Source organism: Agrobacterium sp. ES01 (assembly GCF_050320885.1).
Taxonomy (GTDB): domain Bacteria; phylum Pseudomonadota; class Alphaproteobacteria; order Rhizobiales; family Rhizobiaceae; genus Allorhizobium.
In genome coordinates, this window is record NZ_JBNQTH010000004.1 from 298,337 (window position 1) to 311,220 (window position 12,884).

At 59.6% G+C, this 12,884-nt stretch carries 9 protein-coding genes; 3 read left to right on the forward strand and 6 right to left on the reverse strand.

The window, feature by feature from the left end; genetic code table 11:
- The first annotated feature begins 2 nt into the window (after positions 1–2).
- Both xylB and xylA read left to right on the forward strand, forming a co-directional pair.
- Positions 3–1,451 carry a xylulokinase gene (xylB, locus tag ACQQ2Q_RS14300; RefSeq protein ID WP_428187769.1) on the forward strand — a complete coding sequence of 483 codons (1,449 nt, stop codon included), beginning with the start codon at positions 3–5 and terminating at the stop codon, positions 1,449–1,451.
- Positions 1,452–1,629: 178 nt separating this feature from the next.
- Positions 1,630–2,940, forward strand: coding sequence for a xylose isomerase (xylA, locus tag ACQQ2Q_RS14305; RefSeq protein ID WP_428187770.1), 1,311 nt, complete (start codon positions 1,630–1,632; stop codon positions 2,938–2,940).
- Between the two features lie 68 nt (positions 2,941–3,008).
- Here xylA and ACQQ2Q_RS14310 read toward each other — a convergent pair whose 3' ends face one another.
- The 6 genes from ACQQ2Q_RS14310 to ACQQ2Q_RS14335 form a co-directional block, all read right to left on the reverse strand.
- The gene (locus tag ACQQ2Q_RS14310; RefSeq protein WP_428187771.1) at positions 3,009–4,187 is read right to left on the reverse strand and encodes a PQQ-dependent sugar dehydrogenase; all 1,179 of its coding nucleotides are present in this window, start codon (positions 4,185–4,187) and stop codon (positions 3,009–3,011) included.
- A 211-nt stretch (positions 4,188–4,398) separates the two neighbouring features.
- Entirely contained in the window at positions 4,399–5,229 is an 831-nt protein-coding gene (locus ACQQ2Q_RS14315; RefSeq protein ID WP_428187772.1) for an NADPH-dependent oxidoreductase, read from the reverse strand.
- A gap of 137 nt (positions 5,230–5,366) precedes the next feature.
- On the reverse strand, positions 5,367–8,105 hold the full coding sequence (locus tag ACQQ2Q_RS14320; protein WP_428187773.1) for a DNA translocase FtsK: 2,739 nt from the start codon (positions 8,103–8,105) through the stop codon (positions 5,367–5,369).
- 214 nt (positions 8,106–8,319) lie between these two features.
- A complete protein-coding gene (locus tag ACQQ2Q_RS14325) occupies positions 8,320–9,504 on the reverse strand; it encodes a hypothetical protein (protein WP_428187774.1) in 1,185 nt (394 codons plus the stop codon).
- A gap of 210 nt (positions 9,505–9,714) precedes the next feature.
- Positions 9,715–10,074, reverse strand: a complete 360-nt coding sequence (locus ACQQ2Q_RS14330; RefSeq protein WP_428187775.1) for a VOC family protein — start codon at positions 10,072–10,074, stop codon at positions 9,715–9,717.
- A gap of 10 nt (positions 10,075–10,084) precedes the next feature.
- A complete protein-coding gene (locus tag ACQQ2Q_RS14335) occupies positions 10,085–11,110 on the reverse strand; it encodes a LacI family DNA-binding transcriptional regulator (RefSeq protein WP_428187776.1) in 1,026 nt (341 codons plus the stop codon).
- 181 nt (positions 11,111–11,291) lie between these two features.
- Here ACQQ2Q_RS14335 and ACQQ2Q_RS14340 point away from each other — a divergent pair, with 181 nt between their 5' ends.
- Positions 11,292–12,818 carry a sugar ABC transporter ATP-binding protein gene (locus ACQQ2Q_RS14340; protein ID WP_428187777.1) on the forward strand — a complete coding sequence of 509 codons (1,527 nt, stop codon included), beginning with the start codon at positions 11,292–11,294 and terminating at the stop codon, positions 12,816–12,818.
- Positions 12,819–12,884: the final 66 nt, after the last annotated feature.

Genomic DNA, 12,884 nt, shown 5'->3' on the forward strand with positions numbered 1-12,884 from the left:
GCATGTATCTTGGACTGGATCTTGGCACGTCAGGCGTGAAGGCGATGCTGATCGATGGGGATCAGCGGGTCGTTGGCGTCGGCAACGGCACACTCGACGTCAGTCGCCCGCATCCCGGCTGGTCGGAGCAGGACCCTGCCTGGTGGATCAAGGCAACCAAGGACGCTGTTGCCAGCCTCAAGCAGAACTTCGCCAAGGAACTGGCAGCGGTGAAGGGCATTGGCCTTTCCGGCCATATGCACGGCGCGACGCTGGTCGATTCTTCCGACGAGGTCATCCGCCCCTGCATTCTTTGGAATGACACGCGATCCTGGAAAGAGGCAGCCGAGCTGGATGCCAATCCGATCTTTCGCAAGCTGACCGGCAATATCGTTTTTCCGGGCTTTACTGCACCGAAGCTCGTCTGGGTGCGCAATAACGAGCCTGAGGCGTTTGAGGCTGTGGCCAAGGTATTGCTGCCGAAGGATTATCTGCGGCTTTGGCTTTCGGGCGAGCATTTGTCTGAAATGTCGGACTCTGCCGGCACTTCCTGGCTTGATACCGGCGCGCGCAAATGGTCCGACGAGTTGCTTGATGCGACGGATCTGGTTGAAGGCCAGATGCCGGGTCTGGTCGAGGGCACCGAACAGGCCGGCACGCTTCGGGCCGAGCTTGCCGCTGAGTGGGGCATGGGCGATAAAGTGGTGATCGCTGGCGGTGCCGGCGACAATGCAGCCTCTGCCTGCGGTATGGGCACGGTGGCGGAAGGCAATGCCTTTGTGTCGCTTGGCACCTCCGGTGTGCTCTTTGCGGCCAACGCATCCTATCTGCCAAAACCGGAAAGTGCAGTCCACGCCTTCTGCCATGCGCTGCCGCAGACCTGGCACCAGATGGGCGTTATTCTGTCTGCGTCCGATGCGCTCAACTGGCTTTCCGGCGTGACCGACAGAGGTGCCGGCGATCTGACAACCGAACTGGGCAACGATCTCAAGGCGCCCGGCAGCGTGACCTTCCTGCCTTATCTCTCCGGTGAGCGGACCCCCCACAATGACGCGCAGATCCGCGGTGCCTTCATGGGGCTCGGCCACGAGTCCGGCAGACCGGCGATGACGCAGGCTGTGCTGGAAGGTGTGACCTTTGCCATTCGTGACAATCTTGAGGCCCTGAAATCCGCTGGCACCAGCATCCAGCGCGTGACGGCCATCGGAGGCGGGTCACGCTCGCGGTACTGGCTGTCTTCGATTGCGACCGCTCTTGGCATTCCGGTCGATATTCCAGCGGATGGCGATTTCGGCGCAGCATTCGGCGCTGCCCGTCTTGGCCTGATCGCAGCAACCGGTGCTGATCCGGTAGCCGTGTGTGCGGCACCTCAGACCGCTGAGACGGTTGAGCCGGTCTCGGCGCTTTCAGATGCCTATGCGGAGGCCTATGGCCGTTACCGGGCATTTTATCCAGCGCTCAAGGGGATGTGAATTTTCTAGATCCCCTCTGGTTTGTCAGCCATCTCTTCCACAAGGGGAGACACCATGCCTGGCCCGCATGCTTTAGGCAGCGGGTGAGGCGGAGGCAAATTTCCTCTCCCTTGTCGGGAGGGGTAGGGAGGGCAGTTTCACCCAGTTTCAAATTTCGACACACAAGGAGGAGTCATCCATGTCGACAGGATTTTTCGGCAACATTTCCAAGATCAAGTATGAAGGCCCTGACAGCACCAATCCGCTGGCCTTTCGTCATTACAACCCGGACGAAATCGTCATGGGCAAGCGCATGGAAGATCATCTGCGCTTTGCCGTTGCCTATTGGCATTCCTTTGCCTGGGAGGGCGGCGATCCCTTTGGTGGGCGCACCTTCGACCGACCCTGGTATGATGGCGAGATGGACAAGGCAAAGCTGAAAGCCGACGTGGCCTTCGAGATGTTCCAGCTCTTGGGGTCGCCCTATTACTGCTTCCACGATGCCGATGTTCGGCCGGAAGGCAAGACCTTTGCCGAGAACACCAGGAACCTCAACGAGATCGTCGACTACTTTGCCCAGAAGCAGGAAGAGACCGGCGTCAAGCTTCTGTGGGGCACGGCCAACCTGTTTTCCAACCGCCGCTTCATGTCCGGCGCATCGACCAATCCGGATCCGGATGTATTTGCCTATTCGGCTGCCACCATCAAGACCTGCATGGATGCCACCATGAAGCTGGGCGGCGAGAACTACGTGCTATGGGGCGGTCGCGAAGGTTATGAAACGCTGCTCAACACCGATCTCAAGCGCGAGTTCGACCAGATGGCGCGCATGCTGCACATGGTGGTCGAGTACAAGCACAAGATCGGTTTCAAGGGCGCAATCCTTGTCGAGCCCAAGCCGCAGGAGCCGACCAAGCACCAGTATGACTACGACGTTGCAACGGTCTATGGTTTCCTCAAGAAGTATGGCCTCGAAAACGAAGTGAAGATGAACATCGAGCAGGGCCATGCAATCCTGGCGGGGCACACCTTCGAGCATGAACTGGCACTTGCCAATGCGCTCGGCATATTCGGCTCGATCGACATGAACCGCAATGACTACCAGTCGGGCTGGGACACGGACCAGTTCCCCAACAATGTCCCGGAAATGGCGCTTGCCTATTACCAGGTGCTGCAGGCCGGCGGATTTACCTCCGGGGGCACCAATTTCGACGCCAAGCTTCGTCGCCAGTCCATCGATGCCGAAGACCTGCTGATTGGCCATATCGGTGGCATGGATTGCTGCGCCCGTGGCCTGAAAGCGGCTGCGAAGATGGTGGAGGACGGCGCTCTGCAGAAGCCACTCGACGAGCGTTATGCCGGCTGGAACTCGGCGGAGGCCCAGAAGATGCTGCGCGGTGAATACACACTGGAAGAGATCGCGGCGAAGGTCGAGAAGGACAACATCAATCCCGAGCCAAAGTCGGGTCGTCAGGAATATCTGGAAAACGTGGTCAATCGTTACGTTTGATCCGTTCTGCAGAAGGAAGAAAAGCCGGGGTGCCACGCGCCCCGGCTTTGTTTATTGCCCCGTCTGGCTCACTCGGCTTTCGGCGTGAGCTTCAGGAGTGGGGCCGGGCTGTCATCGACGGCCAGCCAGACTGCACCGTCCGGCCCTACCGCGACGTCACGGATACGGGCCTCCATGTCATAGCGTTCGGCCTCGTCGGGATTGCCGCTGCCGTCGAAGGCCACGCGCACCAATGTGGTGGCGGCCAGACCACCGATCAGGGCAGAGCCATTCCACTCAGGGAACATGTCGCCCTCGTAGAATGTCAGGCCGGCTGGCGCGATCACCGGCGTCCAGTAAAGCGGCGGTGCCGCAAATTCCGGACGCGTCGAATGGTCAGGAATCGGGGTGCCGCTATATTGGCTGCCGTTCGAGACCTCCGGCCAGCCATAATTCTTGCCTGCCTCGATCAGGTTGAACTCGTCCCCGCCCTTTGGCCCCATCTCGTGTTCCCAGAGACGACCGTCGGGTGCGAAGGCGAGGCCGTAGGGGTTGCGGTGGCCCATGCTCCAGGTCATGGCTTGGACGCCACCCTTGTCGGCGTTCGGGTTGTCGTCCGGTGTGGAGCCGTCAAGGTTCAGTCTGAGTATCTTGCCGGCGGTGTCATCCGGGTCTTGCGCCCGATCCGGTACCATGCGGTCGCCGGTCGAGAGAAAAAGATGCTGATTGTCGGGCGAGAAAGCGATGATGCCGCCCGGTTGGCCGCGACCGCCCGGCGGTGTCTGGCGGAAGATGACATTGAGATCGACAAGGGATGCCTTGCCGCCGCTTTCGGAAAGTGTCGCCGTGGCCAGTTCCAGAATGCTGCCGCCTTCGCCCGGTCCGACATACGAAATATAGATCTTGTTGTCGTCGGCGAAGCTCGGCGCCGGTGCGACATCGAGCATGCCTATCTGGCCGGAATAGCTGACTTGCGGCATGCCTTCGACTTCAATCTTGCCGCCGTCCTGGGTGACCAGATACATCGCGCCGGGCTTTTCCGTGACCAGCATACGGCCATCCGGCAGAAAGGCGATCGACCAGGGTGTGTCGAACTCGCCGACCTCAGTGACGGTAAAGGGCAATTCCGACACGGGCTGGCGGTCGCCGGCATTGATGGACTGGGCGAGCGCTGCCGTGGTCGTCATAACGACGGTGCCGGATACGAGTATTGAGGCTATGGTGGCCGCGGCTGCGCTGTGCCATAGGCTGGTTCGTCTGCTGGTCATCTTTTCCTCCATTTCGGTATGCTCTCATCGAGATCTAAGGTCTCAACGTTACAAACGCCGCAATCGGAGGTGCTTGGTGTGGTCAACTCTTCGTTAGATGCGCGTGCGGCACCCCGATATGAGACGGGGGAACGCCGTGGTGACCGCCAAGCGGTGGTTTGCAAGTTGCCTGCCGATCGGGGCTTGCGGCAGGGCTCTTGCAGTCGCCTCGCTACCTAATCTTGAAACCCATTCGCCGCATGATCGCGGACAAGAGGTGCCGACCGTGCAGCGACTGCGCATCGCCAATACGGTTGGCGACGACCTTTGTCCAGCCGCGAACAGCCATATCCTGGGCGCTCTGGAAGGCACGCATGGTCTCGTCATAGCCGTCTAAATCCCGTTCGACAGCCCCGGACCGATAGTGTTCCCGATGCAGGACGAGCGATTGTGGGAGTCTCGGTTTCACCGCAGTCTTGATCGCCGGGTCCGGGTAGCCGACAGTCATGCCGAACACCGCCATGCTTTCCGGGGGCAGGCCCAGCAGTTCCGCGACCTCGGACGGATGATTGCGCATGCCGCCGATATAGCATGTGCCAAGTCCGAAGGATTCGAAGGCAACAAGCGCGTTCTGGGCGGCCAGCGTCGCGTCAATGCTGGCAACGAGAAAGCTCTCCAGATAATCGAGGCCTTCTCCGCTCCTGCCGTTTGACTGGCTAATGATGCGAAGCCGCGAAAGATCGGCGATCCAGACGAGAAATAAGGGAGCCGAAACGATCTGGGGATTGGGTGAGGCCAGTTGCTCCAGCCTTCTCCGCTTTTCCTCGTCCTCCACAGCCACGACGCTCCAGGCCTGCAGGCTGGAGGATGTCGGTGCCGACTGTGCGGCGGCGATGGCCAGTTGCAACAGGTCTTCCGGCACGGGATCCGGCAGATAGCTGCGGACGGAGCGGTGCGAAAGCATGGCCTCCACCGTCTCGTTGTGGCGCTCGATCTTCGCTCCCTGATCCGCACCGTAGCGACAGTGAAGCAGATCGGTGGCTGTTGGGGATTGAGGCGACATTTACGTGTCCTTGCTGATTGTGCTGTCCGGGGCCGTGACACCGCCAATCTAGGGCATGATCTGGTGGCAGCAAGATCTCGCCGGGCGTGGCACGTGTTGAAATGAAAAGGGCCGGCGAGAGGCCGGCCCTAGTATCGCTATTCTTCCGCTTGCGGCTCGACGGCATGATGGGCGCGCGGTTCGAGGATCTCGCGCTTGCCAACATGGTTGGCGGGGCCAACCAGACCTTCCTTTTCCATGCGCTCCACCAGCGAGGCGGCTCGGTTGTATCCGATCGAGAGGCGGCGCTGGATATAGGAGGTCGAGCACTTCTTGTCGCGCTGGACGATCTTCACGGCCCGTTCGAACAGGTCGTCGCCATCGTCTTCACTGCCGGCGGCACCCATCGACGTGTTGTCGAAAACGGCGCTGTCGTCTTCGTCTTCCATGTCCTCGTCACTGTCTTCCGTCACGCTGCCGAGATAGGCCGGCTGCCCTTGCGTCTTCAGATGGGCAACAACCTTTTCGACTTCTGCGTCGGCGACGAAAGGACCGTGGACGCGGGCAATGCGGCCGCCACCCTTCATGTGCAACATGTCACCCTGGCCGAGAAGGTTTTCAGCGCCCTGTTCACCAAGGATGGTCCGGCTGTCGATCTTCGACGTTACCTGGAAGGAAATACGGGTCGGGAAGTTGGCCTTGATCGTGCCTGTGATGACGTCGACCGAGGGGCGCTGCGTTGCCATGATGAGGTGGATACCGGCGGCACGGGCCATTTGGGCGAGACGCTGGATGGCACCTTCGATTTCCTTGCCGGCGACCATCATCAGATCGGCCATCTCGTCAACGATGACAACGATATAGGGCAGTGCCGTCAGGTCGAGTTCCTGTTCCTCGAAGATCTGTTCGCCGGTGCCCTTGTCGAAACCGACCGGGACCGAAAGCATGATCTTCTCGTCGCTGGCGCGGGCTTCGGCCACACGCTCGTTGAAGCCGTCGATATTGCGCACGCCGAGCTTCGACATCTTGCGATAGCGATCTTCCATCTCGCGCACGGCCCATTTGAGCGCCAGGACTGCCTTCTTCGGATCGGTCACGACCGGCGTCAGCAGATGCGGGATGCCGTCATAGACCGAGAGTTCCAGCATTTTGGGATCGACCATGATCAGGCGGCATTCTTCGGGCCGCAGATGATAGATCAGCGACAGGATCATGGTATTGATGGCAACCGACTTGCCGGAACCTGTGGTGCCGGCGACCAGCAGATGCGGCATCTTGGCAAGTTCCGCCACGACCGGTTCACCGCCAATGGTTTTGCCAAGGCACAATGGCAGGCGGTATTCGGTGCCGACATAGGCGCGACTTTCAATCAATTCGCGCAGGTAAACCGTTTCGCGCTCATTGTTGGGCAGTTCGATGCCGATGACATTACGGCCGGGAACGACGGCGACGCGTGCCGAGACCGAGGACATGGAGCGGGCGATATCGTCTGCAAGGTTGATCACACGCGAGGATTTGACGCCGGGCGCCGGCTCGAATTCATAGAGCGTGACCACAGGCCCCGGACGCACATCGATGATCTCGCCCTTGACGCCGAAGTCTTCCAGCACGCTTTCCAGCAGACCGGCGCTCTGTTCCAGTGCTTCCTGGGTCATGTGACCGGTATGGCCAAAGCGCGCCTGCTGCAACAGATCGACGGACGGGAAGAGATAGTCGTCTGTATGAATGAAAGACATCGGCGATAGTGAGCGCCTTGCGGATGCAGGCGAGGGCGATGGGCTGGCGACTTCCGGCCTGCTCGGGATAACCGTCGCAGGGACTCTTTCCAAGGGCGCAATCTCGGTTTGAATTGCTTCGCCAATCTCGTCGCGCAAAACTGGCTGGGCTTCAGCTGTTGCGACGTCCAAGGAGGGTTCGGTTGTCCGGCGCAGTTCGATCTGACGGTAGAGATGAACGGCGGAAATCGTGCTCTCGGTTTCGGCGGCAGCATGCTGAACCGCCGGCGCTGCGGGCTTGACCCTCGGAAATCTTGGCGCCGTGGCGGGGACAGTGTAGGAATGCACGGGCGGCCTCGACGCAGTCTCGTTTGGACGCGACGGTGTTCCGGGAGAGGGGATATCTGGCAGATCGCCTGCAAAGCTGCGAGGCTGGGCGGTTGTCGTCGCAGGCCGTGTTTCGGCGCGTTCGGAGGCACCTGAGCTTAGCATTTCCCACAGCAGGTGATCCGGGATGATGGCCAGCGGCCGTGCCGGCTTTGCGGATGCGGTTGGTGTTTGGGGCATGGGGACAGCTGTCTCTGGCATTTTCGGGTATGTCGGCTCTGTTTGAACGGCAGGTGCAGGCGTCGGCGTCGGAGCAACTGTCGATACTTGAGGCGACTGCTGTTCGATGGCGCGCCTTGCCAGTTCTGACACATCGGGCAGGACCGCCGTCTTGTCGCGCGGTGGGCGGGGCGGAATGCGCAATGGCGAACCGGTGCGCGGCGGCAGGTTCAGGTGCGCGGGGATCACATATGGGCCTGGAACGGCAACGATCGGGCTTTCGTCGGCTGCCATGGCGGTCACCGCTTGCGCGACCTTGTCTTGCAGGTCGGCAACAGGCGAAGATCCGGTGTCGGATGCCGGAGGATGCGCATTTTGCCTGGTCGAGGCGTCACGATCGGGCCGGATCTGCGTCGGGGTGCGGGTGAAACGGACATTTCGGCCCAGTACGAATGGTTGCTGCCAGCTTGGAAGCGTCTCTGGATCGAGCGCGACGCCGCTCTTGGAGATGCCTGCCGTTGGCGGCGCGTTGTGCGCCTCCGTCTGGTTTTCATCCTGCGGCGATTGCCTTTCACCGGAACCGGTTTCAGAGCTGCGGGAAGCGATATATCGAAGATTTGATCGGGAAAACTGCATGCTACGCGAGACCATTACACAAGCTGTCAATCTGACCTTGTTAATAGAAAGCAAACCTTAATCAGCCCTTTCCAAACTACGGCGAGAATGTGTCCGAAGCTGCCGCGCGTTTGAAATCGTTGCGTTTTTTAAGTTAAGTATTTTTTCGTGCCGAGATGATCGTTAAATACTGCTGCACGCCCGAGCGACCTTCGGCCCGCAGACAACCGATGCTTCAAAGGCCTTTAGCCGCCAACTCCGGCAGACCCTCGCGGGGAGGTGATGCGAACTGGATGGCTGGCAGGGGGCCAGCAGTCATCAGCGAGAAATCGAAGGTCGTCTGCTTGTCGGAGGCCAGCACGTATTGGCGATGAACGCGCAGCATGTCCCATTTGATGCGGCGATAGCGTTCGGGCGTCAGCATGTTCTTGATGCGGATAAGGCGGATGACAGGCTGCGGGGCATCTGCGTGGCCAAGAATGGATGCTGTGCGGGATTTATAAAAGTTGACGGCATCCGTCAGGCACTGCACCTCGAACCATTTGATGGAGGCCGCGTGGGCAATCATGCCGGCGCGGGCACGCAACAGCTTTGCAGATTTGAGCAGTGCGCATTGCAAAATGGCTCCGCCGAGTGTGGCAAAGACCACGCGCTTGCCGTCCAGAAGATGCGGGTCGCGTTCCAACAGCATGCCGATGGCATGAACAGCGGCGCTCGAGCCCATGCTGTGGGAACTCACCAGATACTCGTCGGCATCGTCCTCGAAGACCGATTTTGCATGGGCGGCACATCGCTCCAGCCAGTCGCGGACGTCGGCACGGTCAAGGGCTGCAACTGCGACGGCCATTTCCCAATCGGAAAAGAGATGCAGCACATGGTATTTTTCCGACCAGGGCAGAAAGAGTTTCATGAAGAATAGCCATGCGAGCACGAGGCCGATTGGAAAGTGCCACAGGGGCAGCTCAAACCAGAATGGATAGGTGGCGATGGCCAGGCTTGCGGCGAGTGCGAGGGCGACAATCAGAAACGGAAAGACGAAGAACAGGCCAAAGCGCCATCCATGCTTCATATAGCCTGCGGCACCGCCGTCCATGACAACGCGCGCAGCGCTTTTGTAGCCATGGACAAAGCGGCCGAAAAGCGATCTGTTTGCAAGCTTTTCCACCAGCCAGTCATGGTCGAAGATGTGGATATGGCTTGCCGTGTGCCAGCCCTGTCCGCGGCTGTCGACGGTGAAGCGGGCAATGCCGTTATCCATTTCGATCGGCGCAACGTTTGTTTCGAAGTCCCAGAGTTCAGCCGCTTTGGCAACCGTGTGGGTGTAACGCTCGCGATGTTGGGTCGCATCCAGTGGCTCGAAGCCTGGAAAATGCAGGACATGGCGTTTTGCAATGCGCGATTTCGAAATCGTGTCGTCCAAGCTCGGTTCTCTTCTCTATCGGCCTTGTCCTTCAAGCCCTGAGGCTGAAGGCCGTCGGATGTGCGGTGCACAGGCGCCGGACAAGCGGTTGTCACGCTGCCGTATTTCAAAATGCAATCCGCCGCAATGCGCCTTTGTCTGACGCGGGAAACATAATGATTTCTCGTGCATCGGTGGAGAAGCATCGGGAATGCAGCTACGAGGCGTCAATCAACGCCTGACGAAAGCTCTGCTGGACAGCGCAATCGGGTTGCCGTCGGGGTCCTTGGCGTTGGCGAAGACGTAACCGTCTGCTGGATGTCGCGGACCGAAGATCAGGCCATTGGCGGCGCATTCGGCGCTGGCCTTCTCGACATCCTCGACATCGAAGATCAGTTTCACCAGAACCTGACCCATTTTCTGTGCTTTGCCAGCCTTGTGCAGCAGTAAATTCGCACCACCGTCAGTTGAGACCAGTTCGACAATTCGGTCACCTTCCAGTCTCAAGACGCTGAAGCCGAAATGGCGTTGATAGAATTCAGCCGAGGTCTCGACGTCGCGCACGTAAAGTGTGATCCGTCCAAGACGCATGGGAGGCTCTCTATCGTTGTTTTCTGGTGGGGCTTGTCACAGAGCCTCTGACGACCAGATCCGGCATGATCAGCACTTCCTTCGGTGCGCTCAACGGCGTTGCGAGCGATTGCAGGAGAAGCGCCATCGCCTGTTTTCCGATGGCGGTTCGGGGCTGTCGAATGGTGGTAAGGGCCGGGTTGAGGTAGGTGGCCTGGGGCACGTCGTCAAAACCGATGATGGAGAAGTCATTGGGCAGATCATATCCGCGTGCGGCAAGCCCGTTCATGACGCCGACGGCGGTGGCATCGTTGACGCACATGAAGGCGGTTGGGAGCGTGTCGCGCATGAAAAGCTGCTCGACTGCCAGTCTGCCGCTTTCAGTGGTGCCGTCACCCTCGATCACCATGCGCTTGTCCTGCGCGATGCGGGCCGCATCGAGCGCCATGTCATAACCCTGCCGGCGGCGGGCCTGTCCGAGGCGCGTGCGGTTGTCGCCGATAAAGGCGATGGCGCGATGGCCGGCAGACAGCAGGTGTTCGGCAGCCTTGCGTCCGCCCGCCACGTCATCTACGCCCACATAGGAAATCTTGCTGCCAAAGACGGGTTCGAACACGGCGACCGATGGGGGCAGGTTCTGACCCAGCGCCTGATGGCCAAAGGGTTCGTGGCCGGTGAACAGCACCATTCCGGAGGCCTGACCGGAACTCAAGAATTTCAGATATTCCAGTCCGCGTTCTGGGTCGTTCTGCGTGTGGCCGATCAGCACTCCATAGCCATGGGCGCGCGCTTCGTTTTCCAGCCCCACGAGAATATTGGAAAAGTTCGGGTCGCCTATGTCGGGGGCCAGCACGAGAATCATGTTGGAGCGGCCCATGCGCAGGGAGCGAGCCATGGCATTGGTGGTGTAGCCTGTGATGGCGATTGCCTGGTTGACGCGCTGGCGTGTCGACTTTGCCACCTTGTCGGGCGTGTGGATGGCACGGCTGACCGTTGCGATCGACACCTCTGCCATACGCGCGACGTCCTCGATGGTTGCTGTCGTGGAATTCGACACGGACGGCGTTATCCCCATATGCCTCTGGAAGTTCAGACGACCTTATAGCGGGAGTTGCCAGCGGAAAAGCTGTCTAAACGCCAACAATCCCCAGAATGATGCATGATGTAAACCTTTACATAGGTCATGTAAAGGTTTACATAAGTCGTCAGGAGCGGTTGAGGAGCCGCGGGAGGATATCATGGACAGCCAGATTGGCGAGGCGCGCACGCCTGTGCTTGCGGCCGAGCGCATTTCCAAAACCTTCGGTGAAGTGCAGGTGCTTTTCAGCGTCGATTTCGATGTGCTGCCGGGTGAAATTCATGCGCTCATTGGCGAGAACGGTGCCGGCAAATCGACGCTGTCGAAAATCCTCGCCGGTTTCGAACAGGCAAGTTCCGGACAGATTCTGCTCGACGGTCAGCCAGTCACGCTGCCGTCCAATGGTCGGGCCGAGAATATGGGCATCGTGCTCATTCATCAGGAATTCAACCTTGCCGAACACCTAAGTGTAACCGAAAGCCTGTTCCTTGGTCGAGAGGTGTCGCGCTTTGGCATGCTCGACCGCAAATTCATGCGCGAAGAGACCCGTCGCATTCTCGATCAGCTTGGGTCCCATATCGACGAGGACGCGCCGATTTCCTCGCTGGCTGTCGCCGACAAGCAGATGGTTGAAATTGCCAAGGCCATCAGTCGCGATGCTCGCGTCGTGTTCATGGACGAGCCAACGGCTGTGCTCTCGCGCGAAGAAACCGATGTCCTTTTCGACCAGGTGCGTAAACTGAGCGCAAGGGGAACCAGTTTCGTTTTCATCTCCCACAAGCTGGATGAGGTGCTGGAGCTGACCGACCGGGTGACGATCCTGCGTGATGGTCAGTGGATCAAGACGGCGCCGACCGCGATCCTCGACGGCGAGTCGATGGCGCAGCTGATGGTTGGTCGCGAACTCTCCAGCCTCTATCCCGCCAAGCACGAGCCGGATGTGGATGAAGAGGTGACCCTGTCTGTGCGGGGTCTCACCACCGGATATGTACGCGATGCCAGTTTCGATCTGCGCAAGGGCGAGGTTCTTGGCTTCTCCGGTCTTGTCGGATCAGGACGCTCCGAGCTGATGGAGGCCATTGCAGGCCTCAGGCCCTGGCATGCCGGCGAAATCGACCTGAAGGGTGCCAATCTCCAGTCTGGCGATTTCCGCTCGGCCAAGGCGCGCGGTCTCTCCTATATGACCAAGGACCGCAAGGGCCGGGGACTGTTGCTGGGTGAGGGCATGGCAGTCAATCTGACGCTGCAATCGCTCGACCGGCATGTGCGCCATGGCTATCTCAATCCGCAAAGCGAGGCCCAAGCTCTGGCGCGTGCACGCCGTCGCTTCGATATCCGCGTGCGCGATGACAGCATTATTGCCGGGCGCATGTCGGGCGGTAACCAGCAAAAACTGATGCTGGCGAAAATCATGGAAACCGAGCCGGATGTCATCATCATCGATGAACCGACACGTGGCATCGACGTGGGCACCAAACAGCAGATCTACCATTTCATCGCAGCGCTTGCGCGCGAGGGACGTTCCATCATCGTGGTATCCTCTGAAATGCAGGAGATCATCGGTCTTTGTACCCGCGTCGCGGTGATGCGTGAGGGCCGGATCGTCGGCATGCTGGAAGGCGAGGAAGTCTCCGAACAGGTGATCATGCGCTATGCTGCAGGTCTGAAGAGACAGCTGGCGAGCTAAGCGGGTCAAGTTCGAACGCTTAAAAAGACAAGGTGCCGGCATGCTGAATGCGCCGGTCAGGGAGGA

What these genes read in the sequence shown, in the direction of transcription:
- ACQQ2Q_RS14330 (WP_428187775.1), bottom strand. Translation starts at nt 10,074, where the DNA reads ATGCGTCTTGGACGGATCACACTTTACGTGCGCGACGTCGAGACCTCG.
- ACQQ2Q_RS14320 (WP_428187773.1), bottom strand. Translation starts at nt 8,105, where the DNA reads ATGCAGTTTTCCCGATCAAATCTTCGATATATCGCTTCCCGCAGCTCT.
- ACQQ2Q_RS14340 (WP_428187777.1), top strand. Translation starts at nt 11,292, where the DNA reads ATGGACAGCCAGATTGGCGAGGCGCGCACGCCTGTGCTTGCGGCCGAG.
- xylA (WP_428187770.1), top strand. Translation starts at nt 1,630, where the DNA reads ATGTCGACAGGATTTTTCGGCAACATTTCCAAGATCAAGTATGAAGGC.
- ACQQ2Q_RS14315 (WP_428187772.1), bottom strand. Translation starts at nt 5,229, where the DNA reads ATGTCGCCTCAATCCCCAACAGCCACCGATCTGCTTCACTGTCGCTAC.
- xylB (WP_428187769.1), top strand. Translation starts at nt 3, where the DNA reads ATGTATCTTGGACTGGATCTTGGCACGTCAGGCGTGAAGGCGATGCTG.
- ACQQ2Q_RS14310 (WP_428187771.1), bottom strand. Translation starts at nt 4,187, where the DNA reads ATGACCAGCAGACGAACCAGCCTATGGCACAGCGCAGCCGCGGCCACC.